The following is a 23,385-nucleotide window of genomic DNA, read 5'->3' on the forward strand; positions in this document are numbered from 1 at the left end:
GTCTCAATAAGATGCACAGGCATTGCTGCCATTCTAATAAAAAAGTTTGAGAAAGCAAGGTATTACTTTTAAAGAGAGCCGGAACTGTGCTGCCGGATGCCTGGTGCTATATTGGCGGCAGCATTGAGGAAGGGGAAACCGCCTGGGAAGCGGCATTACGAGAGATAAAAGAAGAAACAGGCATCTCGCTGCCCTATCTTTATGTATCCAACCAATATGATCAGATATACTCTGCGAAAGACAATTATATTTACATGGCGCCTGTTTTTGTCGGCTATGTTCCGGAACATCAGGAAGTCACCTTAAATCATGAACATTCTGCTTACAGATGGATGTCATTTGCGGAAGCGATTGAAACCGCCGCATTACCGGGGAATGATGCGGTTTTGATGAGTGTGGAAAGACACTTTGCTAAAAAGAGTCCTCCTGACTTTTTACGTGCAGGCAAACTGGAGGAAGCCCGCTGATATGAAAAGTCAAATGCACCGGGCTTATGGTGTGTATGGCCTCTTTTTCAAGAAAAATAAACTCATGATGATAAAAAAAAGGCGGTCCAAACACCAATCGCTTTGATCTGCCGGGAGGAAGGCTTGAGGATTCAGAAAGCCAGGCTATTGCTCTAAGGAGAGAGTTTCTTAAAGAAACAGGTATGGAAATAGAAATCATTCGGAATATCGGCGTTATTGATTTCATGCTTCCTTGGGTTTGGAAGGAATATACCCATGTGCATCATATAGTGTTTTTTATAAAGACGAGGGAACCGGCAGGCTGACTCAGCCGCTGGAATTTAAAGGTCAGGATTCGCTTGGAGCCTTGTGGGTTGCTGAGTATGAAGCAAGCTTGGATAATACGTCGCCTCTAGTCCTGAAAGCATTTGAGTGGATGAAGACTGGGAAGCTGTGGATTGAAACGGAGAGCTTTGATCATTGGGAAGTGAAGAATTGAAAAATTTGGAAAAACAAGTAACCCCATGGATTGAAAAACGTCTAACTTATGGGGGGATAATTTTGAACAAAAAGCTCTTGATTATTTTAACAGCCTTTGTCCTTTTGGCAGGCTGGAACCTGTGGCCTGAAAAAGTTAAAGAAGTAGAAGTATATAAAATGGCAAGCTTCTCATCTATGAAAGAGGAAACAAAGATTACATTTTCTGACCAGCGGACAGTCAAAGCTTTCAAAAGAGCTTTTAAAAGAGCCAGGAAACAGCCAGGTGCAGTCGATATGGTAGATCCAGATTATAAAATCATCTTGGGGGAAGAAATTTATTTTCTTTGGATTGATAAGAAGCATGGAACGATTATGAACCTGGAAGATACGAATACCATCTATACGCTTTCTTGGTGGTCGGCTGTTAGGGTTGGGGGATTGTTGGATATTCAGGAGTAAGTTATTTTTTTGAGTGAAGGAGAAACTAAATGCCTGATGCTAAATACATGATAAGAAAAAGCCATGGGCTTGACGAGATTAAGGAAAAAGAAGGTTTCTTATCTGAATGTTGCGGCAATGACGGACATATTCTTAAAAATTTTATACTGGGTGTTAGCAGCAGACATGCTAAATGTATACCCTGCTTTATGACCAGGATCAATTAGCCGGCATGATTTCTGCATGGAAATCTGAATTCCACCCCTTTTGTACGTATTTTTTAATGGTCACGGAACCTCATAAAGGGCCGGGGGGGGAAGATGTTTTACTGAACGCCATATGCAGCACCAAGGAAGTTGAATTAGTGCAGAGGTTGATACTACTGATTTTTATTCAATGTAGATATTGAAGATATTTCCGTTTGGATATGGGGAAACGTTGTTGATTTTTCGGAAGAAGCAAAAATGTTAATTAAAGGAGATAATCATGCTATTAAAGGAACATGAATTTTAACAATGCAGCCTAAGCTTCATCCTGGCACGAGCCCCTCCTAAGGCAAGATTTTGCTTAAGATCAATATTAGGAGGTTATATAGATGAAAGGTAAACTTATTCTGATTCGCGGAAAAAAGCTTTATGTAGAAATACATGGGGAGCATAATTCAAAAGCAGTTCTTTATCTGCACGGAGGCCCGGGGGAGAGCTGCTTTGATTTTAGCTATCATCAGGCTGAACGATTGTCAAAAACAATGAAACTGATAGCTATTGATCAGAGAGGTGTATGCCGCTCCGAACGGATTTCAGAGCAAGAACGCTTTGGACTGGATGATATTATATCGGATTGTGAGGCATTGAGGGAGTATTTGAATATCGGACAATGGTCATTGATAGGCCATTCATTCGGCGGATTTCTTGCGATAAAATATGCTTGCTTATACCCAGATTCAATTAACAAGATAATCCTGGAAGGTCCAACCTTTGATTTCAAATTGACTACACTCGGGCTTCTGAGTAAAACCGCTCAGCTTGCTGAAAAGTATGGAAAAGAAGAATTGAAGAATCAATGCTTGTTATTGAATGACCAGAATAGTACTGTTCAATTACTAAATGCTTATATGGATCTAAGCTATCAGCTGAAATATACACATATAATTTTAACAATCCAACTGATTATGCGCTCTACACACAGGAAGAGTGGGATCTTTTTGACGAACGAGCCGAAATACACTATAACCGATTGAGAGAAGAAGGAAAAATCTACGATTCCCTGCTGCCGTCATTGGTTCAAGTGCAAGCACCAATGCTGCTGCTTTTAGGCAAGTATGATCCTGTAACCTGCCCTGAACAGGTTAAAGCTTTTAAAGACCATGCAAAGAATGGCCAAGTTTTTATTTTCGAAAAAAGCGGCCACACACCGCATTACGAAGAAGAAGAGTTATTTGAAAAAATTGCTTTAAATTATTTGAACTCCTAAACTGGGAAGGACAGTCCTCTTTGGATGGCTGTCCTTTTTGTGTGGTTGAGTTAAAATAGTATTAATGAAAAAATGAGGAGTCTCCATTATGCCGACCATCAGACATTCACAATTCATCAAAGCACCAATTGAAATATGTTTTGATCTTGCCAGAAGTGTTGAAGTACATATACAAACAACATCAAGAACACAGGAAAGGGCATTTGGGGGAGTGACCAGCGGATTGCTTGAAAAAGGCGATATGGTAACTTGGGAGGCCGTGCATTTCGGTATCAGACAGAGGCTTACGGCTAAAGTGACAGTTATGGAAAAGCCTTATCGGTTTGTCGATATCATGGTGAAAGGCGCTTTCAAGTCGTTTGTTCATATTCATGAATTTTTGGAGGAAGCTGAAGGTACGGTTATGATTGATACTTTTCAATATGAATCGCCTTTTGGACTGCTGGGAATTGCAGCTGATAAGCTGTTTTTGGAGAGGTATATGCGGGAGTTTATAGGGGCTCGTGCTGTGGGGTTGAAGGAGTTGGCTGAGAAGGAGGGAAGGCAATGAACTAAGAGCTTCCAAACCGAAAACTGGGAAACAGAGAGTGCTAGTGGAACGGACTAAGACCGTCTAAACTCAAAAAAGGTTAATAGAGGGTGCTAGTGGAACGGACTAAGACCCTCTAAACCCAAAAAAGGGAAACAGAGGGTACTAGTCGAGAGGACTAAGACCCTCTGAATCCAAAAATAAGAATCAGAGGGTGCTAGTCAAGAGGACTAAGACCCTCTAAACTCAAAAAAAGGAAACAGAGGGTGCTAGTCGGAAGGACTAAGACCCTCTAAACTCAAAAAAAGGAAACAGAGGGTGCTAGTCGGAAGGACTAAGACCCTCTAAACCCAAAAAAGGGAAACAGAGGGTGCTAGTCGGAAGGACTAAGACCCTCTAAACCCAAAAACATCAAACAAAGGGTACTAGTCGGGAAGACTAAGACCCTCTAAACTCTAAAACACCAACCAGAGGGTACTAGTCGGAAGGACTAAGACCCTCTAAACCCAAAAAACAAGAAACAGAGGGTACCAGTTCAGAAAACGATACCCTCTTATCTCATATTCAAGCAACAAATGGCGTAAGCGGAATATCTATAACCAGTCCTTCCAACTGCCTATGAACGGTCGACAAAATAGGAAGATTTACTGCTTCCTAGGCGATCATAGGTGCCGGTTAGTGCTTTACGAATGGTTTTTCTGTTTTTAATAACCCCACACCACTCATAAATCCCATTAGTAGTCAATTTCCTATCCGGAAAAAGTAGCTTATATTCTTCTGCAGCACGCATGATCGCTGCGGTATGACTTTCCTTCCCTCCGCAATGTTTGCATTTCAAGCTTTTCCCATCAAAATCCTCATACATCACCCCACACCCCCTACACACAATCCCCTTCCTCAACCCCTCCCACCCATACTCAGGAACAGATGAAAAAGGTGTTTTATCAAGGTGGGCAGCGGCCAGTCTGTCTGCAAGTTTGGTATGTGCTGATGACAGTTTCAGTGAGGTATCCTTCTTTAGAGGAACGGCAAAGCGGTTGAGCTGCGGGTGGAATACGGCAGGGAGGTTGAGAGGGGCTTGATAAAGCTGGAATTCCGGGTTGATGAAGATGAGGTGTGATTGGATTTTGGTTTTGCAGCCTAGTTCCTGGAGGAGCCGGCGGAACAGCTGCTCGTTTCTTTTGAGCTGCAGGAGGGGGTTTTTGATTTCGGTTTTTGAGGCGGTGAACCATTGATCTCCTTCGGCCACAAAGTCGCCTTCGAAGTTTTTGACTTCAAAGAGATAAACGATGTATGCGGTGATCAGCACAGAGTCGATTTGGAATAAGGTATTGTTCATTTCCAGCAGCAAATCATTCAAAATCAGGCCGCCTTCTGCTGCAGAAAAAAGCCATTCATCAAATTGAAGTTCGCCCTGGTAGCCTTTCTCTAAATTAGAATAGTAAGTCTCATCCTTAGTTGACAAATCCATACGGGAATTCAATGCCCTGAAAAGGCGCAACTCACGGGGTTCTGTCCGTGTTTTTACAATCAATCATCATCACTCCTTTTGTCATATTTTAACACAAACAAAAAGAACAGGTGCATATAATAGCCTGTTCCCGCCTATGATTCCGTCAACTCTGTTTCCCTCACAAACCGCTGAACTTTATCCCTTCCATTCCTTTTGGCAGCATACAAAGCCTGGTCTGCTTCTCTCATCAGAAATTGAATAGGGTCATCCAAAACCTGCGGATAAAGAAGTATATGTGAAACTCCTAAACTAAGCGTTGCATGCACATAAACCTTGCCCGCCTTAGTGTTCTGTCCTGACACATTCAGCCGAATCACTTCAGCTAAATCACAGGCTTCGTCAAAAGAAGTTTCCGGCAGCAGAATGATAAATTCTTCCCCTCCGTATCTGCCTATCACATCAGTTGGGCGAATGCTCTCTTTGGCAACCCTTGCAACATGGGAGAGTACAAAATCCCCAGTCTCATGGCCATATTCATCATTAATCTTTTTAAAATGGTCGATGTCAAACATGATTATGGAGACGTTCCCCCCATTGGGACTGATGCCCCCAAGTGATATTAGCGATTGCTTCATAAAGTAAGTCCGGTTGTAAACCTGTGTCAGGCCATCAATAGAAGCGAGTTCCTTCAGTTGTTCCTGAATGAGGATTTTTTCAGTAATGTTAACAAATGAAATAATCCGCCCGATTTTATGGCCGTTTTTATCTTCGACATCTGACATTTGCACCTGGTGGTGGATTCTTTTATCATCCTGAATCCACTCATAATCGCAGTCCATCCCATTTTCTATAATTTCCTCTAGCAAGGCAAATCCGGAAAATGCCTCTTTAAAAGGCTTACCGATCACAGAAGGCTTGAGGAAGGGCATGATTGGAACCATCGCTGAGTTGTAATCAAGGATGGCTCCCTTCCGGTTCAGAACAATCACGCCTTCTTTCATTCTGTCAAAAACCGTATCTCTCAATATCGGGGTAACATCGAACATTTTGAAAGACATCAAAGCCACCCAGTGGAAAAGATAAGATAAGCTCATGGAAACGGGTCCAAGATCAATGCCATAGGGGCTCAGGTCGTTTAAGTAAAAATAATTTGCAAGAATCGGGAATACCAGACCGGCAGCCATGGAAAATAATTGGATTCTGAACAGGAGGGATGCACCTTTTAGCCTAAGAAGCAATGTCAGGACACTGACCGCCAGACAGATGAACATATAAAAAGCATGCACATAAAAGAAAGGGCCATATTCCAGATCGGCAATCGGAAAGGGGGCATTATTTTTCAGCAGAACAGCCTTATAATACAGATGGTGAAGGCCATTTGTGGCATGCATGAAGATGGTTGCGCTGGGAAAAAGGAAAAGAATATAAATGACCCAGGGCTTCAGCTTTTGCCCGGCATATTCAGCACACATTAAGAAGATAAAGGCAGGAATAAAGGGCATGACAAGATATTCCATGCTTAACCATAGTTTGATGCCCTTCAAAGTGGAACTGGACAGTTCAAATACATAGAAAAAGGAAAAGAGCGACGATAAGATGGTCGCGATGATATATGGTTTAACACCTGGAGCGCCTTTTAGCTTATAGAAGGCAAATAGGCATAAACATAAACTCAAAACTCCTGAAAGAGCGACTAGCGATTTATATAAAATCAATTCATTGGTCATCATGTACTCCAGTAGTATAAATCTTTTGATAGATTATTAATCATATAAAGTATACTTGAAGACCTATGAGACAGGAAAGGAATTTTGTCATTTAAAGGATGAAAAAGAAAAAACCGCCTCCTTTTTAACAGAGAAGGCGGTTTTGCTTATTCATTTACGATCCCGGGATAATCACAATACTCAATGATGGTTCCTTCGGTATCAGCAGGATTCAGATACACAAGCCTCCTGCCATGCTTGTTTGTCCTGAGGGAATCCTCAAGAATCCGGATTCCGCTGTTTTCCAGGTCAGCGATTGCCTCCATTAAATCAGGCACCCGATAGGCGATATGGTGGACGCCTTTCCCTTTTTGCTTGATGAACCGGGCGATGGGGGAGGTTGTATTATTGGTAGGTGCCAGGAGTTCGATCCGGTCACCATTAACCTCTAATATGCAGACTTCGCTTTCGACTCCTGCTGCTTCACTTACGTATCTGTCAATCAGTTCAGCATCCAGTATGTTTGTGTAAAATTTGAGGGTGCTGTCTATATCCCTTACGGCGATGCCAATATGATCCATTATTTTTTTCACAAGTACGGCTCCTTTCACTCCCTAACAGTGTAAAGGAAGGAAGCTTTGTTTACAATTCATCTGAAAAATTCACAAAAAATGTATAAAAAGCACTTGCAACGGTTCTGCTGAGAGACTATGATAGCTAAGGAAATTATTGTTTATGAAAAATTCTATAATGAAAGAAGATGTATATATGGCCCGACCAGCTTCGGCTGTCGATGCAAATGAGAAGCTCAGCATCCGCAACGGGATTGCTACTACTGTCATTTTGAACATCAGCACCAATTATTTTCCTCTGTTTGCGATCAGTGTACTTGGGGTTTCGAACTACCAGGTTGGACTGATCAGCTCCCTGCCTCAGTTTATCGGAATTTTTGCCATGGTGATCGGCTCTCTGCTTATAGGCAGGATGGAAGAAAAGAAGCGGCTTACCGCTTACTCCTTCCTGGCCGCGCGTTTTTTCCTTTTAGCGATGTTTTTGCTTGTGTATCTGCCTGAGGAAATGAGGGGGTGGATATTTGTCCTCCTTGTCGGCCTGATGAATTTTCCAGGCTCGATTGCCAATCTTAGCTGGCAGTCCTTCATCGGCGATCTGATACCTGACAGCCGCCGGAGCGGTTTCTTCTCCGAGCGGAACAAAGTTATGACCATTGTCGGCATGCTTTCAACTTTCGCCATCGGCATTCTTCTGCAGCAGTTTGACCAGTCCAATGCCCTGCCTTTCCAGGTTTTATTTTTAGCTGCGTTTTTGATCGGATTGGCGGAAGTGTACTATTTGTTCAAGCATAAAGAGCCAAAGTCCAGCAGGAAAGCGGAGAAAAAACTAAGCATCGGCCTTCATGTTTTCAGGCACAAGCCTTTCTTGTATTTTATCATCTGCAGTCTTTTCTTTAATTTCGGGTGGCAGATGGCCTGGTCGCTTTTCAGCATCTATCAGATCAAGATTGCCGGCGCCACGGCACTTTGGATCAGCCTTTTCACTGTTGCGAATCAGCTTGCCCAGATTGTGAGCTTTAAATGGTGGGGAAGGATGGCTGATAAACACTCTAATGCGAAAATGATGATTCTTGTATCTTTGGGTATGGCTTCGGCACCTGTGCTGACAATCCTGTCGCCGAATATGGTGTATCTGGTTATCGTCAATTTCTTTTCCGGGCTGTTTGTTTCAGGCACCGTGCTGCTGCTTTTCAATCAGCTGCTGGAGGTAACTGAAGAGGAAACACGCAGCATCTGTATTTCCAACTATAATATTCTGCTGGCGCTCGTCGCCTTCATTGCGCCGCAATTTGGGGTGTTCCTTCTTGAAGCTGCCGGCATGAATGCTGCTATGACAGTTTCTTCAGTCCTGAGAGGATCAGGTGCGATATTCTTCTTGTGCTTATTCGTCTATTTAAGGAAATCAAAGGGACATTCATTAAAACTAGCCAGAAATATTTTCTAAATTAACCAAAACCAAAAGCTTGAAATGCTTTTGGTTTTTTTTATGTTGACAAAAAGAAAGCATAGGATTATAGTTGCTTAAGTTAATAGTTCACAAAGTTAATTATTTATCTGGTAAATGGAAGCAGGGGGGATACCAATTAGCAGGAATAGATTGATTTACGACCTGATTGCATCAGTGAGAGGAACTGTGAAGAAATCAAAAGCTGATTTTCATGACCTGTTTGACGGGTATATCCCTTTTAATGAATTCCTTATTCTCAGGAAGCTTACAGAAAAAGGGGAAAGTAAAGTTTCCCTGCTGGCGGGAGCGCTCGGGGTCTCAAGCAGCCATATAACGGCAGTCAGCGAAAAGCTGCTCAGCAAAGGACTGATCGTGCGGGGCGGAAGCGATCAGGACAGAAGGATTGTATGTTTGTCCCTGACTGCTGAGGGAAGAAAGATGGCTGCAGAGCTGGAGCAGGTTTCCAAAGATTATTTTGAAGAGAAGCTCCGTGATCTGTCGGATAAAGAGCTCGCTCTGACAAGCAGCCTGCTGGGCAGGATCCACTAATAAGAGACATCATAAGAGGTGAAGCAAAGAATGGAACATTTAAGCCAAAAAGAAAAAATTACGATTATGATCGCTATCATTGCTGCTATGTTCTTTGCAGCAGTCAATCAGACAATCGTAGGGAACGCCCTTCCAAAAATCATATCTGACCTGGGCGGACTGGATTATTACAGCTGGGTTTTCACAATTTATATGCTGACAAGCGCCATTACAACCATACTTGTCGGGAAACTGTCTGACATTTATGGAAGGAAGCCGTTTATTTTAATTGGAATTATCATCTTTTCTATCGGCGCCTTTTTATCGGGAACGTCCTCCGATATTTTTGACCTGATCACATACCGCGGTATCCAGGGCTTTGGGGCCGGGATGATCATGTCTACCGCCTTTACTGCCGTAGGAGACCTTTTTGCGCCCCGCGAGAGAGGGAAGTGGCAGGGGGCGATGAGCGCCGTGTTCGGTATATCAAGTGTTTTCGGGCCGACGCTCGGCGGTTATATTGTTGATAACCTGGAGTGGAAATGGGTATTCTGGGTATTCCTTCCGCTTGGCATTGTCGCACTTGCATTGATCTGGAAGCTGTTCCCGTCACAGGAAAAGAAAAAAGGAGAAAGCGTCGATTATATTGGAGCATTGTTCCTTACAGCTACCATTGTTCTCACGTTATTAGGATTTTCCTGGGCAGGAACGAAATATGACTGGGGTTCATCACAGATCATCATGCTGTTCGGCGGTGCTGTGATTGCACTCATCATTTTCATCATCATCGAAAGAAAAGTCAAAACACCGATTCTGCCGCTATTTCTATTTAAGAACGGCATCTTTACCATTTCGAATATCATTGGCTTCGTCATCGGTGTATCCATGTTTGGCGGCGTCATGTATGTGCCTTATTTCATCCAGGGTGTTCTTGGATATTCAGCCACACACTCAAGCTTCCTGACGATGGCCATGACTCTGGGTCTGGTTTTCGCCAGTGCTCTTGGCGGCCAGATTATCTCGAAAACAGGTAAGTATAAGCTGCAGGCAATCATCGGATTGTGCATTTCTGCCGTCGGATTGTATTTATTGTCACGAATGGATGCAGACACTTCCCAATATGCACTTGTTGGATTCCTGATTCTTGTAGGGTTCGGCATCGGGATTGGCATGACGGTATTCACGCTGACTGTCCAAAATGCAGTTGAGCAAAAATTCCTGGGCGTTGCCACCGCGACATCACAGCTTTTCCGTTCTGTCGGCGGAACAGTGGGTGTGGCCATTATGGGTACGCTGCTGAATAATCGCATGGAAGACAAAATGACCTCGATGCCGCAGAATCAGAATACCAATAATATGGCTGCTTCTCCTGAGCTTGCAGGGAAACTGGAGTCATTGAAGAACCCTCAGCTTCTCCTGGATCATGAGAAACTGGCCCAGCTTAAGGCTTCGCTGCCTGCAGAAGCGGCTTCCCTGTTCGAGCATATCATTTCAATGCTCAGGGAAGCGCTCAGCTATGCATTGTCAGGCGTGTTCTTATTTGTCACCATCACGATGCTGGTGGCAGTCATTCTTACCTTCTTCCTGAAGGAAATTCCGCTCAGGAGTGCAGCGGATACAAAGGCACCAGAGCCTGCAAAAAGCGAATAATTAGAATCACAGGGACCTGGCTTATGCCAGGTTCTTTTTCCATTTACCGGGTTAATTCAGAATATTGACAATACCATTATTCTGGCTTACCTTTTAAGAAGAGCAGGGAGGGAATAGTTTGGAGCAATTAAGAGAGAGAGCAGATTATTTGGATAGCCAGGATCCGCTCCGCAAATTTGCAGAAGAATTTTACATAAAAGAAAATATGATTTATCTGGATGGCAATTCACTGGGGCTTTTATCGGCAAGGGCAGAAAAAACACTCTTCGACATGCTTGATTCTTGGAAAAACTTAGGCATAGACGGATGGATGAGCGGGGAGAATCCTTGGTACTATGTATCCGAAAGATTGGGACATAGGTCAGCAGCATTGGTTGGAGGAGAGCCTGAAGAAGTAATCGCAACCGCTTCCACTACAACGAATTTGCACCAGCTTGCCGCAACCATTTTCAAACCGGAAGGCAAGCGGACCAAAATATTGGCCGACGAATTGAATTTCCCATCGGATATTTATGCTTTGCAGTCGCAGATCCAATTGAAGGGTCTGCCGCCTGAAGAGCATCTCGTCCAGGTAAAGAGCAGGGATGGCAGAACAATCACCGAGGAAGATATCATAGAGGCGATGACGGATGAAATCTGCCTGATCATCCTTCCTACTGTTTTATATAGAAGCGGACAGCTTCTGGATATAGAACGGCTGACAAAGGAAGCCCACAAGAGGGGCATCATTATCGGCTTTGATGCGTGCCACTCAGCTGGGGCGGTTCCGCACCATTTTTCAGAATGGGGCACAGATTTTGCTTATTGGTGCAGCTATAAATATATGAACAGCGGGCCTGGGGGTATAGGAGGCCTGTATGTGAATAAAAAGCATTTTGGCAAAATGCCGGGCTTATCCGGCTGGTTCGGATCTGATAAAAGCAGGCAGTTCGATATGGAGCATACTTTCACACCAGCTCATGATGCAGGCGCTTTTCAAATTGGGACGCCCCATATTTTAAGTGCCGCTCCGCTCTTAGGCTCACTCGAGATGTTTGAGGAAGCCGGCATCGATAGAATCAGAGAGAAATCCTTGAAAGCTACCGGCTACCTGATAGAGTTGGCAGAGGCTTATCTGTCCGGTTATGGGCTTACAATCGGAACGCCGAGAGAAGATATGCGGCGTGGTGGGCATGTTGCTCTTGAACATCATGATGCTGCAAGAATCTGCAAAGCATTGAAAGAAAAAGGCGTCGTACCGGATTTTCGTGCTCCGAATATTATCAGGCTCGCACCGGTAGCCTTTTATACTTCGTACAATGATATCTGGAGGGCTGTGTCGATTCTAAAGGACATCATGGAGAACAGATTATACGAAAAATATGAAAACAAGCGAGAAATCATCGCATAAGGAGTCACAAAAGATGATCATTGATATTTCGAGGAAGCTTCACAAAGGGATGCCTGTCTGGCCGGGAGACACAGCGTTTGCCTATGAAGTCAGCTGGACAAAGGAAGAGAGCGGCTCTGTGAATGTCGGAAAGCTGACAATGAGCATCCACACAGGCACTCATGTGGATTCCCCTTTCCATTTTGACTCAGAAGGGAACCGGATGACCGATATACCGCTTGAAGTGTATATAGGCAGTGCAGTGGTTGTCGATCTTGCAGGCGCAGCCAGCATTGGGAAAAAAGAGCTTGAAGGAATTGATCTTCACGGCGCCGAGAGGATTCTATTAAGGACGGGGTCATGGAAGGAAGCTTCTGTGTTTCCGAAAGAAATCACCTTTTTAAATCCTGACATTGGGCCGTTTTTAGCTGAAAAAGGCGTCAAGCTTATTGGTGTCGATGTGCCGTCCGTTGATAGGCTGGACAGTAAGGAGCTTCCCGCCCATCATGAGCTTCAAAGATGCGGGATCCATATACTCGAGGGCCTGGATTTAAGTAGGGCAGAACCGGGAGTGTACGAATTGATGGCACTTCCCCTTCCGATTGAATATGCCGATGGAAGCCCGGTGCGCGCAGTCATCAGAAAATATCCTGATTGAAATGGGAGTGATACTGTGAAAGAGGAAAGCAAACAGCTGTCTGACTATGAAAAATACATCCGCACACAAGAACTGCTCAGCCTTCAGAAGGAAGAAGAAGAGCTCTGCTGCGAGGATGAGCTTACTTTCCAGACAGTCCACCAGATTGCGGAGCTGCACTTCAAGCTGATTCTTCAATATTTGGACCGGTCATGCAAGAGCATGCAAAAAGGAGATGCCGAAGGGGCAAGCCTTATGCTTGACCGGATCAATGAGCATCTGCGCCAGCTTCCGCCGGTTTTCAATCTCGTAAAAGCCATCACACCTGCGGACTATCATACCATCAGGCTGTTCCTTGGAAGGGGGAGCGGCCAGGATTCTCCAGGATTTAATAGCATTCTGAAGGAAGGCCCGAAGCTTTGGGAACCGTTCGAACATCTGATCAATAAAGAGAACAGGACAGTGCTGCAGCTCCTTGAAAAACCGGACAGCAATCGGACGCTCTACCGTCTCTTGAAAAATCTGCTGACATTTGACGAGTATTTCCAGACATTCCGCCATTCCCACATCCAGCTGGTCAAAAGGATGATCGGCCTGCGGACGAAAAGCCTGAAGGGCATTCCTGCCCAGGCCCTTGAGCGCGGCGCCAGGCATGAATTTTATCCGCTTGCCTGGGATGCTGTCTGCGAGCTGACGGATCTTACAGGATCCAGCTATGATCCTAAGCCTTTATAGATAATGAAAATAGGGCTCCTGCTGGTTTGCAGGAGCCCTGGTATTAGTTTTTATTGAAAAAGTGAACTGAATAGAGCAGATTCACTAAAAAAAACAAGACCGGCTAAAAACAGCGGTCTTGTTTAATATATGTATTAGTGTTACAATGAAGAGCGGTCTAAAAGAGCCATTTGAAAATATATATTATTATCTAATTAAATAGTAACACAGAAACACAAGTGGTGTCAACTAAAAACGGCCGTAATTTTTTCCGGGGAGTGTTTTTTTTATGAGCAAACCAGGCGATAGCAAAGAAATGGAACAGCATCGGGTCAAAGAGATCATCGGGATTGCAGACAGCAAGATGCACAAGCTTTTGGATAAAGGGTCTGCAGCAGGCTCAGATGTGCTTGAACTCAAAAAAACATTCTGGGAAGATGTTACAGTCAATCTGGATGAGCCGGATGATGTGATTGAGACGTTTACGAGCATCAAGCAGCAGGCTGAACTTTTATCTGAAAGGGAAAGGACCAAAAGCCAGCTTGACCGGCAGCTGAGTACATTGGCAAAAATCAAGAACTCTCCCTATTTCGGAAGGATCGATTTCCATGAGGAAGGAGAAAAAGAGAAGGATGTCATCTATCTCGGAATCTCCTCTCTTATGGACGAAGAGGATGAAAATTTCCTCGTCTATGATTGGCGGGCTCCGATTTCAAGCATGTATTATGATTATGCTCCCGGCCCTGCCCATTATAAAACCCCAGAAGGAACCATTGAAGGAGAAATGCTGCTGAAGCGGCAGTTCATCATCAGGGGCGGAAAGATTGAAGGGATGTTTGATACAGGGCTGACGATTGGGGACCAGCTTCTTCAGGAAGTTCTCGGCAATAAGGCGAGCACCCAGATGAAGTCGATTGTAGCGACCATTCAGAAAGAACAGAATGAAATTATCCGCAATGAAAACAGCAAGGTGCTGATTGTCCAGGGAGTCGCCGGAAGCGGGAAAACATCGGCTGCGCTCCAGCGTGTGGCCTATCTGCTTTACAGGCACAGAGGCACCCTTCAGGCGGACAATATTATGCTGTTTTCTCCCAATTCTCTTTTTAACAGCTATGTTTCCACCGTACTTCCTGAACTTGGCGAGGAAAATATGTCACAGGCAACCTATCAGGAATATATCACGCGAAGCCTCGGCAGGGAGCTTGGTGCAGAAGATCCTTTTGATCAGCTGGAGTCTATCCTTTCAGAGGAAGAGACTCCTGAAAAAGAGATGAGGAAGAAGGCAATCAGGTTCAAGTCTGATACCGGATTTGTTGAAATGATTCATGCATATGCCGGGAAGCTTTCTGTGGAAGGTCTGCAATTTGAAGATCTGCGGTTCCGCGGCGAGACCCTTTTTTCTCATGAAGAGATCAGCCAGTATTTTTACTCACTGGATAAATCCATTTCCATTCCAAACCGGATGCAGCTGACAAAAGACTGGCTGCTGCAGGAGCTTCGGAAAATCCAAAAAGCGGAGCGGAAAAAAGAGTGGGTGGAAGAGGAAATTCAGCTTCTCGAGAAAGTGGATTATCTGGAAGCCTTCAAAAAAGCACAGCAAAAGCAAAATAAAAACGGTGAGAATTTCGATGAATTTGAGCAAGAACAGAAGTTCCTTGAGAACATGGTGGTCAATAAAAGATTCAAAGGACTGAAAAGCAGGGTGAAGAACCTAAAATTCCTTGATGTATTCGCCACCTATGAGCAGCTTTTCCGCAAAGATCACCTAATGGATGAATCTCTTTTACCGGAAAACTGGGATGCTGTCTGCACGATTACCGCAGCGAATTTGAGCAAGGAAAAAATCCCTTACGAAGATGCTACGCCATACTTATATCTGCAGCATCTCCTGGAAGGAAGGAAGCAGGATACGGGCATCAGGCATGTGTTCATTGATGAAGCCCAGGATTATTCTCCTTTCCAGTTTGCTTATATCAAAGAGCTGTTTCCTTACAGCAGGCTTACTCTTCTTGGCGATGTGAACCAGGCGGTGTATACTCATTCCATCGGTGCAACGACGCTGTACCACGGCCACGAGGAAGAAGCAAAGACCATCGTGCTGACAAAAAGCTACCGCTCTTCAAGACCAATTGTAGAATTTACAAGATCTTTCATCAGCGGCGGGGATCTTGTTGAACCATTCAACCGGGAAGGCAGGCTTCCTGCAGTAATATTTGAAGAAAGCAGGGAAGCTCTCCATGCCAAGATTGCCGAAACAGTGGAAAGGCAGCTGAAAGAGGCTCATAAATCAATCAGCATTATCTGCAGGACGGCAAAAGAGAGCAAGGAAGCGTTTGAAGGCTTGAAGGAACTGCTGCCGGATGTGCGGCTGATCAAAAAGGGAACCCTCTCCTATGAAAAAGGCATCACCATCATTCCGGCTTATTTAGCAAAAGGCATCGAGTTTGACACTGTCATCATTTATGATGCGTCTGCTTATGATCATGAAAGTGACCGGACCATTTTTTATACTGCCTGCACAAGGGCCATGCATGAGCTTGATATTCTATATACGGGCAGGAAAAATGATTTTATCCTTGAAGTGGACCCGAAATTATATACGACTAAGTAATTTCTTGAAGGCGTTGAGCACAGACTCAATGCCTTTTTCCATGTTTTGCAGAATAAAAAGAGGTTTTGGACGTATCCATTAGGGAAAAATGCGAAAGAGATGCCGGAAGGAGAGTGAAGATACATAATGGCTGAATCAAAAGTGACAGGCGTATTTTCTTCTGCAGATGAAATCATCCGGAAAGCAGCGGATGCTTCTTCCGCAGAAAGCTATATAGTGGTGTGCAGGGATAGTGAAGAGGGTGACAAGCTGAAAGAGAAAACAGGATTGCAGGTTGAAATGGTTAAACATTCACCTTCAAATGATGGTCCGGTCTTCCGGAATCTTGCTACAGCGTTTGAACAGGATGGAGAAGATCCAGCTCTTTCCAGTGTACTTGGGAGGCTTTCAGACCTTGGCCTGTCAGACCTGGATGCCCGGGAAGTCCTGGGGTATGCAGAAGATGGTCTGCTTGTACTCTTAAAAACAAACTGATCTATCGCGGTTTGGAATCTTCCTTCCGGTGAAGGCAATCATATAGAATAAAAGAGGAGATGTTAACTATGGAAAATTTTAAAATTGTTTACACATTTGAGAAAGGCCTGGAGGTCATTGAGGAGATTGAGGCCGAAAGCCGCTCTGAAGTTATTGGAAGGATCAAGGATCTTGAAGGATTTATTGAGTTTACCGACAAAGAGGAAAATTACCACCGTTTCAGCTTTGATGATGTAAAATTGGTTTCTATCAGGAAATAAAGAAAAGGCGCTGAGAAGCGCCTTTTTCCTATGGTCTCAAAACCTTTCCTCCGCCAGGTCAGCCCAGTAATGGCAGAGGGTCTGCATGCCTTTATCAAAGTTCTCAAGATGGAAGTGCTCATTGGGAGCATGGAAATTTTCTTCCGGCAGACCGAAGCCCATCAGTACGACGGGCAGACCCAGAAGCTGGTCGAAAACGGAAACGATCGGGATCGATCCCCCTCCGCGGGTGAACGCCGCCGGCACACCGTATACTTTTTCATAAGCTTTTCCGGCAGTCTGGATGGCCGGGTGGTCAAACGGAGTAACATAAGGCGCTCCTTTGTCAAATAAGGTAACGCTCAGTTCTACACCAGGAGGAGTATGCTTTTTGATATGTTCCTCGAGCAGGCGGGCGATTTCATCTGGGTCCTGGTTCGGGACAAGGCGGCAGGTGATTTTGGCTGATGCCCGGGAAGGGATGACCGTTTTGATCCCTTCACCCTGGAAGCCTCCCCCAATGCCGTTGACTTCCAAAGTCGGCCTTACCCAAAGCCTCTCAACAGTTGAATACCCCGATTCCCCAAACAGCTCCTTAACACCGGCCTGTGATCTAAAGCTGTCATCCTCTAAGCCAAGTGCATCATAAGCCTCTTTTTCCTGCCCGGTCAATGTTTCCACCTGATCATAGAAGCCGTCGACCAATATTTTTCCGTTAAAGTCGTGAAAGGAAGACACAATTTTAGCCAAGGCATGTAACGGATTTTGCACCGCTCCTCCATATAAACCTGAATGCAGGTCGGCATCTGCTCCTTACAAGTCAATCTGCAGCCCGCAGAGCCCCCTTAGTCCATAGCATATGGAGGGCCTGCCTTTTTCCATCATGCTGGTATCAGAAATCACCGCTGCATCGGCAGAAAGGAGCTCTCTATGCTCCTCTGCGAATTTGGGCAGATTCGGACTCCCTCTTCACCTTCTATGCAGAACTTAAAATTGACAGGTGCATTTCCAGTCACTTTCAACAGTGCTTCAAAAGCTTTTATATGCATGAACACCTGTCCTTTATCATCGCTCGCTCCCCTGGCAAAGATTTTCTCCTCCCTGATTTCTGGATCGAAAGGCGCACTTTCCCAGAGCTCAAGCGGATCGGCTGGCTGGACATCATAATGGCCATATATCAGGACAGTCGGTTTGCTTTCATCTCTTATATAGTCTCCGTATACAACCGGATGGCCGGAAGTATCATAGATATTGACGTTCTCAGCTCCTGCTTTTACAAGTGCCTTTGCTGTCCATTCTGCAGCCTTTCTGACATTGTCCTTATGATCAGGCAGGGCGCTGATGCTCGGAATGGATAAAAACTCCGTCAGCTCCTGCAGGTGGGTGTCGCGTTCTTTTTTCAAATAATCGAATACATTGTTTAGCATAGCAGCCTCCTATTTCTCTTTACGGGCTGGGTATATTCCCGCAGCCATCAGAGCCTTCGCAAATAAATACTTTATATTCTCCACAGCTGTTAATAAAACCTCCCTCTTGCAAAAAATCTGGCAATGTTTTAAATAATAGTTTTAAAAAGGATACATTTGGTGTAATATTACACCAAATGTATATGATGGAATTTTAATCCATAGAAGGGGGCATATCCTTGAGTTCTCTTACCAAAGAGCATGAAAAGCAAATTTTCCAAAAAGAACTGTATAAACTGAAAAAGCAGGAATTCATTGGCCCGGACGATTACAGCCGGGTGCTTGATGCCCATCTTTCCTACTATCAGTCACTGGAATTGGATGCAGTGGAATTGAAAACGGCTGAGCAGCCGAAAAAGGAAGAGAAGGTGATCACTGCACCTGCGCCTGCATCACTACCTGAAAAGCCTTCTGCTGAAGAAAAAAACCGGAGCCCCGAGGAGGTGCGGGAACGGAATATATCAATGACGCTGAATCTCGGTGTTGTGCTGCTCCTGGTTGGAGGGCTTTTTGTCGCAACCAGCAATTGGGATGAAATGAGCGACTGGATGAAGAGCGGCTCCATTGCACTTGTTTCATTATTGTTCTTCGGGATCTCCCTGGCAGCCGGGAAGCTTCTCGCTATACATAAGACCGCTTTTGCTTTTAATGTGCTGGGAAGCCTCTTCCTGCCCATCTTTCTGCTGTCGGTAAGCTGGTTCGGTCTCATGGGCGAGTATTTATCTTTTTATGGTGAGGGGAGCTATTTTTATGCTGCTGCGGGAGCTTTGATCCTGGCTCCGTTTTATGGTTTCCTTGCCCGGCAGATGGGTTCGAGGCTTTTCGTCTGGTTTGCTTTCTCAGCAATAACATCGGCTGCCGGCTTTTTGCTGCTTGCACTGGGGGCAAGGCAGGATACCTTTTATTTAGGCATGATGATTTATAATGCGGGACTGATTGCCCTGTTCCTGAAGGGGCGGAAAAAGAGTTCTTCTCCCCTGTTTTTTGGGGACTGGCTTATATCGTCCAGACGAGCCTGATTTTATCGACCGTTTTGATGCTGGCTTTTTATCAGGATACTTTTAGTATCGGCGTCAATATGCTTCTTGCGGCTGTCCTTTTTATGGCGAGTGTGTATGTTTCAGGCAAGAAAGAATACCATTTCGCGTTTACACTGCTTGTTGTGATGGGGGTTTACCAGCTGACGGAAAATTCACTGCTGGAGCTTTTCAGCCCGGCAGTTTATGCGGCTGCCGGTGCAGGGTTTATGTTCCTGCCAAAACTGCTCGGGGAAGGAGAAGGCTGGGAGAAGATATTCAATTGGACGAGTGCGGCTGTGTCTCTTTTTGTCTTCTTATTTATAAGTGCAGAGGCAGCGCTGGCAGGTTTGAATGATCCGTCCATCAGCTTACTCCTCGCTTACGTGATTCTTTCCGGCCAGTTTCTGTTTTTGGCTGAAGGAAAAAATGATTTATTTGCTTATTTGAGCCCTGTTTTCTTATTCGCGGCATTATGGGAAATCCTGTTAGCGGCTGATATTCTTTTTTCATTCAAAGATTTTCTATTGCCTGTATTTCTGTCAGGGGCTGCCATTTATGTCATAATGGGCATTTTTAAAACACCTGGATGGCTTGGGGTTATCAGCCAGAGTTCCCGGGATATCGGACTGGCTGTGATGGGCATCTGCATCCTGCTGTCCGCAAGCTTTGCATATTGGGGCAGGCTCGGGGCTATGCTTATGCTGCTCAGCCTCCTGTTCCTGGTGTCCCGAACCGCTGAAAAAAGGCAGGAGTTCAACGAAGCTTTGTCATGGGCAGTTCCTTTGTCCTTTGCACTTGCCTTCTTCTCCTGGGGGAAATGGCTGCGGACCATCTGGCCATTTTACAGAGAGACACTCGGATTTGCGATGAATGCTATCCTGGCTGCAGCCAGCTTGGCGGCAGGCATGCTGCTGAATAGGAAAATTGAGCCGGCAATGAGTAAATATATGTTTTTTATTTCACAGGCCTTTTATTCGGCAGCCGTTCTATCTGCGATCTTCCTCCCGCTGAATGAGTGGTCCAGAGCAGCGGTATTGGTTTGCGGAATAGGGATTTATTACAGACTTCATAAAGCAGTGAAAAACAGGCTGTCATCATACCTGATGCCGGCAATCGTGTTTGCAGCTTATTTTGCTCTTTTAACTGCTGTCAGCAGAATTGTGTTCCTGCCTGACATAGTCCGCTGGACAGAGATTGTCATGCCGGGCATTATCCTTGCCGGAATTTCGGCTTTTTTAAGGAATATAGAACAAATGCTATTTCGTTCCTTTGCCTGGTCAGCCCATATTTATCTGCCCTTTGCATTGGCTTTGACCTGGCTGCTTCATAGTGAGCATGCTTTCATCAGCTTGGCTGCTGCAGGTGCGGTGTATTGGATCAGTTCCCGGCAATCCCCTCGTGAATGGCAGACGAAAGCCTTTTTGTACAGTGCTTGCTTTTCACTGTTTTTGTTTTTCTATTCGCTTGACCTTTTGATTTTTGAGGGAAGCAGCAGGCAGCATGTTTTTATGCTCTCAAGCTTTGTAATCTATGGTCTTTCCCGCCTAATGTCAGAGGAAGATCAAAAGAGGCTGCCTTATTATCTTGTCCCATTCTCCTTAATCGGCCTTGCATCCTCTATGCTGGTGTATCCTTTTGGACTGGCAGATTTCTCCTTATCTGTGATATATGGGGCTGCTGTCTTATATTATCTACACAGCAGAAGGTGGGAGCTCCTGAATGGCGTTCCGCTGGTGCTCATCTGGTTTGCATCTATGATGTATGTTGCAGCATCTGGTATGGACTCTGTATTCTGGCTGCTGGTTATGGGCGGAATGGGGGCTGTGTTGATTTTTATCGGCCAATTTCTTTCCAAACAGCTTTATGAAAAAACGGAACGGAGTTTGAGGTTAGACAGCTACACACCCGCCGGCCTGCTTTTCCTGGCAGGAATGTATCCGGCTGAAGGAGGAATTCTTACAGAAATGCTGCCGGGCATTCTCATTTCTTTGGCATTATGGTCTCAAGGCAGGCGGATGCCGCAGGAATGGGGCTGGATTCCGCCCGCTGCCGGTGCAGTGTTTTTGCTTCAGCCATACTTTGCTCTTATAGAATATTTGCCGATCCCTCAAGTGCTTATCAGGGAAGCATATGTGCTTCCTTTCATTGCAGTTAGCATACTAATAAGACTAAGCCTGAAGGGGCGTTTCCCGGATTTCATCAGCAAGCTTCAATGGGCAGTGCTTGCTGTGTCAGCTTTTCTTCTAGTGGAAGACGCTCTTGCAGGCTCGACCATTCAGGATGCCCTGATCATTGGAATCTTATCGCTGCTGTCCATATTTGGCGGGCTGATCTGGAAAATCAAATCATATTTCTTCACAGGCTTTGCTGTTCTTTTACTTAATGTATTGATGCAATCCAGGCCGTTTTGGGGAAATCTGCCATGGTGGGCTTACCTGCTGATCGCCGGAAGCCTTTTGATTGCAGCTGCAAGCTATTATGAATGGAATAAGCAGAAAGCGGCAAAAGGTGAGACTGGCATACTGGCACGTTTCCGAAAAAGGATCATCAAGGGTCTGAAAAAATGGAAATAAACAAAGGGAGGGGCCGATTGCCCTTTCCTTTTTCAAAACAGAGCAGGGTTTTTGGGAACCGTCCATTTAACACTATTTAACACTCATGAGATTGCACCGTACATCCCAAAATATAGGTAGAACAAAACAGAAGGGAGAGATGGAATCTTGCTTACTAAAGACGAAATAGCAGCGTTCCGTTCCCAGCTATTGCATGAAAAAAAAGATCTCGAAGAAAGATTTCAGTCCAATGACAATTTTGACCTGACAAGGGACCATCCCCATGAATCCGTCGGGGAGCTGTCCAGCTACGATAACCATCCTGGCGACGAAGGAACCGAGCTGTACGAACGCGAAAAAGACCTGGCGCTGAATGAGCACTATAAGCTTGAACTGAGCAATATACTCAAAGCGCTGCAGGCGATTGACCAGGGGACCTATGGCATCTGTGAAGTATGCCATAAGGAGATTCCAAAAGAACGCCTTGAAGCTCTGCCCAACACAACGTACTGCAAGGAGCACAGCCCTGACCAGGTTACTTCCCATGAAAGGCCGATCGAAGAAGGTGTGCTGATGCCTCCTTTCGGTAAGTTCGATATGGACGAGCAGGATGAAAATGTTTCATTCGATGCGGAGGACGCATGGCAGGAAGTCGAAAGCTGGGGCAACTCCGAGACGCCATCCGACTTTATTGTTCCGCCTGACCATTATAATGATACCAATATCGAAGCAGAAGAAAATATCGGCTATGTTGAAGATTACGAAAACTTCATCGGTACAGACATTGAAGGCAAGAACATCACAGTATACCCAAGTGCACAGCATGAAAGGTATGAAGAGGCCCTTGATGAAGAAGGCATCATGACAACCTTCGGCGACCTTCCTGCCTATGAACATGATCCATATGTCGAAGACGAAAGCTGACTCTTAGGAGTTGGCTTTTTTTATGTGAAGGGTGCAGGACAAGTTGTCTTCCGTTTTCTTTGTGGCTCAACAGATACACCGTATCTGCCGAAAACAGGGGTTAATGATTTGGCATGGTATTTTTTCAAGGATATAATAAAAGAAACATGTCAGGATGAAGAGGGACTTTTAAGTCAAGTAATGGAGAAAATGCAGGATCATAATAGATGGGCAGACTGGAACCCTCTAAACCGGGAAAAGCCAATCCAGAGGGTCTTAGAGGAGCGGACTAGCAACCTTTAAACCGGAAAAGGTCAATCAGAGGGTCTTAGAGGAGCGGACTAGCACCCTCTAAACCGGAAAAGGCCAATCAGAGGGTCCTAGAGGAGCGGACTAAGACCCTCTAAACCGGGAGAACCCAATTCAGAGGGTCTTAGAGGAGCAGACTAGCACCCTCTAAACTGGAAATGACCAATCAGAGGGTTTTAGAGGAGCGGACTAGCACCCTCTTAATCGGAAAAGGTCAATCAGAGGGTCTTAACGAAGCAGACTAGAACCCCCTAAGCCGGAAAAAGCCGAATAGATGCTCTTAACGGAGCGGACTAGAGCCCTCTAAGCCAGTAAAAGCCTAACCAGAGGGCTTCAAACGAGCGGACTAGAACCCTCTAAACCAAAAAAA

General features: G+C 45.1%; 21 protein-coding genes and 2 pseudogenes. 19 read left to right on the forward strand and 4 right to left on the reverse strand.

Annotated features, from left to right (window positions below):
* Nucleotides 1–86 precede the first annotated feature (86 nt).
* From FZD51_RS23595 to FZD51_RS23615, 6 genes and pseudogenes are all read left to right on the forward strand, one after another.
* The gene (locus FZD51_RS23595) at nt 87–467 is read left to right on the forward strand and encodes an NUDIX hydrolase (RefSeq protein WP_262381076.1); all 381 of its coding nucleotides are present in this window, start codon (nt 87–89) and stop codon (nt 465–467) included.
* Nucleotides 468–613: 146 nt separating this feature from the next.
* Nucleotides 614–772, forward strand: coding sequence for an NUDIX hydrolase (locus FZD51_RS26745; protein WP_262381083.1), 159 nt, complete (start codon nt 614–616; stop codon nt 770–772).
* A 154-nt stretch (nt 773–926) separates the two neighbouring features.
* On the forward strand, nt 927–1,385 hold the full coding sequence (locus FZD51_RS23605; protein ID WP_148976962.1) for a YhfM domain-containing protein: 459 nt from the start codon (nt 927–929) through the stop codon (nt 1,383–1,385).
* Nucleotides 1,386–1,414: 29 nt separating this feature from the next.
* A complete protein-coding gene (locus FZD51_RS26345) occupies nt 1,415–1,591 on the forward strand; it encodes a hypothetical protein (RefSeq protein WP_187445879.1) in 177 nt (58 codons plus the stop codon).
* A gap of 368 nt (nt 1,592–1,959) precedes the next feature.
* A pseudogene (locus tag FZD51_RS23610) lies at nt 1,960–2,837 on the forward strand (alpha/beta fold hydrolase).
* Nucleotides 2,838–2,925: 88 nt separating this feature from the next.
* Nucleotides 2,926–3,387 carry an SRPBCC family protein gene (locus tag FZD51_RS23615; protein ID WP_148976963.1) on the forward strand — a complete coding sequence of 154 codons (462 nt, stop codon included), beginning with the start codon at nt 2,926–2,928 and terminating at the stop codon, nt 3,385–3,387.
* Between the two features lie 595 nt (nt 3,388–3,982).
* Here the strand turns inward: FZD51_RS23615 and FZD51_RS23620 are convergent.
* From FZD51_RS23620 to FZD51_RS23630, 3 genes are all read right to left on the reverse strand, one after another.
* Nucleotides 3,983–4,900 carry a nuclease-related domain-containing protein gene (locus tag FZD51_RS23620; RefSeq protein WP_148976964.1) on the reverse strand — a complete coding sequence of 306 codons (918 nt, stop codon included), beginning with the start codon at nt 4,898–4,900 and terminating at the stop codon, nt 3,983–3,985.
* Nucleotides 4,901–4,971: 71 nt separating this feature from the next.
* On the reverse strand, nt 4,972–6,549 hold the full coding sequence (locus FZD51_RS23625) for a histidine kinase N-terminal 7TM domain-containing diguanylate cyclase (protein ID WP_338120407.1): 1,578 nt from the start codon (nt 6,547–6,549) through the stop codon (nt 4,972–4,974).
* Between the two features lie 143 nt (nt 6,550–6,692).
* Nucleotides 6,693–7,118 carry a VOC family protein gene (locus FZD51_RS23630; protein WP_148976965.1) on the reverse strand — a complete coding sequence of 142 codons (426 nt, stop codon included), beginning with the start codon at nt 7,116–7,118 and terminating at the stop codon, nt 6,693–6,695.
* A 142-nt stretch (nt 7,119–7,260) separates the two neighbouring features.
* Here FZD51_RS23630 and FZD51_RS23635 point away from each other — a divergent pair, with 142 nt between their 5' ends.
* The 9 genes from FZD51_RS23635 to FZD51_RS23675 all read left to right on the forward strand — a co-directional run bounded on the left by FZD51_RS23635 (nt 7,261) and on the right by FZD51_RS23675 (nt 16,787).
* On the forward strand, nt 7,261–8,541 hold the full coding sequence (locus FZD51_RS23635) for an MFS transporter (protein ID WP_148976966.1): 1,281 nt from the start codon (nt 7,261–7,263) through the stop codon (nt 8,539–8,541).
* Nucleotides 8,542–8,730: 189 nt separating this feature from the next.
* On the forward strand, nt 8,731–9,093 hold the full coding sequence (locus FZD51_RS23640; RefSeq protein WP_187445880.1) for a MarR family winged helix-turn-helix transcriptional regulator: 363 nt from the start codon (nt 8,731–8,733) through the stop codon (nt 9,091–9,093).
* Between the two features lie 30 nt (nt 9,094–9,123).
* Nucleotides 9,124–10,722, forward strand: coding sequence for an MDR family MFS transporter (locus tag FZD51_RS23645; RefSeq protein WP_148976968.1), 1,599 nt, complete (start codon nt 9,124–9,126; stop codon nt 10,720–10,722).
* A gap of 118 nt (nt 10,723–10,840) precedes the next feature.
* Nucleotides 10,841–12,112 carry a kynureninase gene (kynU, locus tag FZD51_RS23650; RefSeq protein WP_148976969.1) on the forward strand — a complete coding sequence of 424 codons (1,272 nt, stop codon included), beginning with the start codon at nt 10,841–10,843 and terminating at the stop codon, nt 12,110–12,112.
* Nucleotides 12,113–12,125: 13 nt separating this feature from the next.
* A complete protein-coding gene (kynB, locus tag FZD51_RS23655; RefSeq protein ID WP_148976970.1) occupies nt 12,126–12,749 on the forward strand; it encodes an arylformamidase in 624 nt (207 codons plus the stop codon).
* Nucleotides 12,750–12,764: 15 nt separating this feature from the next.
* The gene (locus FZD51_RS23660) at nt 12,765–13,463 is read left to right on the forward strand and encodes a tryptophan 2,3-dioxygenase family protein (RefSeq protein ID WP_148976971.1); all 699 of its coding nucleotides are present in this window, start codon (nt 12,765–12,767) and stop codon (nt 13,461–13,463) included.
* A gap of 268 nt (nt 13,464–13,731) precedes the next feature.
* Nucleotides 13,732–16,053 carry an RNA polymerase recycling motor HelD gene (gene helD, locus FZD51_RS23665; protein WP_148976972.1) on the forward strand — a complete coding sequence of 774 codons (2,322 nt, stop codon included), beginning with the start codon at nt 13,732–13,734 and terminating at the stop codon, nt 16,051–16,053.
* 126 nt (nt 16,054–16,179) lie between these two features.
* Nucleotides 16,180–16,527 carry a hypothetical protein gene (locus tag FZD51_RS23670; RefSeq protein ID WP_148976973.1) on the forward strand — a complete coding sequence of 116 codons (348 nt, stop codon included), beginning with the start codon at nt 16,180–16,182 and terminating at the stop codon, nt 16,525–16,527.
* 68 nt (nt 16,528–16,595) lie between these two features.
* Complete coding sequence (locus tag FZD51_RS23675) at nt 16,596–16,787, forward strand: hypothetical protein (protein ID WP_009790816.1); 192 nt, start codon at nt 16,596–16,598, stop codon at nt 16,785–16,787.
* A gap of 36 nt (nt 16,788–16,823) precedes the next feature.
* Here the strand turns inward: FZD51_RS23675 and FZD51_RS23680 are convergent.
* Nucleotides 16,824–18,193 (reverse strand): annotated as a pseudogene (locus FZD51_RS23680) (dipeptidase).
* Between the two features lie 218 nt (nt 18,194–18,411).
* On the opposite strand from FZD51_RS23680, the gene FZD51_RS23685 reads away from it, so the two are divergent.
* The 4 genes from FZD51_RS23685 (at nt 18,412) to FZD51_RS23700 (ending at nt 23,009) form a co-directional block, all read left to right on the forward strand.
* Nucleotides 18,412–19,251 carry a DUF2157 domain-containing protein gene (locus FZD51_RS23685; RefSeq protein ID WP_187445881.1) on the forward strand — a complete coding sequence of 280 codons (840 nt, stop codon included), beginning with the start codon at nt 18,412–18,414 and terminating at the stop codon, nt 19,249–19,251.
* Between the two features lie 17 nt (nt 19,252–19,268).
* On the forward strand, nt 19,269–21,824 hold the full coding sequence (locus FZD51_RS23690; RefSeq protein ID WP_148976975.1) for a hypothetical protein: 2,556 nt from the start codon (nt 19,269–19,271) through the stop codon (nt 21,822–21,824).
* A gap of 147 nt (nt 21,825–21,971) precedes the next feature.
* The gene (locus tag FZD51_RS23695; protein ID WP_148976976.1) at nt 21,972–22,727 is read left to right on the forward strand and encodes a TraR/DksA C4-type zinc finger protein; all 756 of its coding nucleotides are present in this window, start codon (nt 21,972–21,974) and stop codon (nt 22,725–22,727) included.
* Between the two features lie 24 nt (nt 22,728–22,751).
* Nucleotides 22,752–23,009 carry a hypothetical protein gene (locus FZD51_RS23700; protein WP_148976977.1) on the forward strand — a complete coding sequence of 86 codons (258 nt, stop codon included), beginning with the start codon at nt 22,752–22,754 and terminating at the stop codon, nt 23,007–23,009.
* Nucleotides 23,010–23,385: the final 376 nt, after the last annotated feature.

The sequence above is a fragment of the Bacillus infantis genome (assembly GCF_008180445.1).
In the GTDB taxonomy this organism is placed as follows: Bacteria; Bacillota; Bacilli; order Bacillales; family Cytobacillaceae; genus Bacillus_AB; species Bacillus_AB infantis_B.

What these genes read in the sequence shown, in the direction of transcription:
- FZD51_RS26345 (WP_187445879.1), top strand. Translation starts at nt 1,415, where the DNA reads ATGCCTGATGCTAAATACATGATAAGAAAAAGCCATGGGCTTGACGAG.
- FZD51_RS23615 (WP_148976963.1), top strand. Translation starts at nt 2,926, where the DNA reads ATGCCGACCATCAGACATTCACAATTCATCAAAGCACCAATTGAAATA.
- FZD51_RS23625 (WP_338120407.1), bottom strand. Translation starts at nt 6,549, where the DNA reads ATGATGACCAATGAATTGATTTTATATAAATCGCTAGTCGCTCTTTCA.
- FZD51_RS23635 (WP_148976966.1), top strand. Translation starts at nt 7,261, where the DNA reads ATGAAAAATTCTATAATGAAAGAAGATGTATATATGGCCCGACCAGCT.
- FZD51_RS23645 (WP_148976968.1), top strand. Translation starts at nt 9,124, where the DNA reads ATGGAACATTTAAGCCAAAAAGAAAAAATTACGATTATGATCGCTATC.
- kynB (WP_148976970.1), top strand. Translation starts at nt 12,126, where the DNA reads ATGATCATTGATATTTCGAGGAAGCTTCACAAAGGGATGCCTGTCTGG.
- helD (WP_148976972.1), top strand. Translation starts at nt 13,732, where the DNA reads ATGAGCAAACCAGGCGATAGCAAAGAAATGGAACAGCATCGGGTCAAA.
- FZD51_RS23670 (WP_148976973.1), top strand. Translation starts at nt 16,180, where the DNA reads ATGGCTGAATCAAAAGTGACAGGCGTATTTTCTTCTGCAGATGAAATC.
- FZD51_RS23675 (WP_009790816.1), top strand. Translation starts at nt 16,596, where the DNA reads ATGGAAAATTTTAAAATTGTTTACACATTTGAGAAAGGCCTGGAGGTC.
- FZD51_RS23690 (WP_148976975.1), top strand. Translation starts at nt 19,269, where the DNA reads ATGCTGGCTTTTTATCAGGATACTTTTAGTATCGGCGTCAATATGCTT.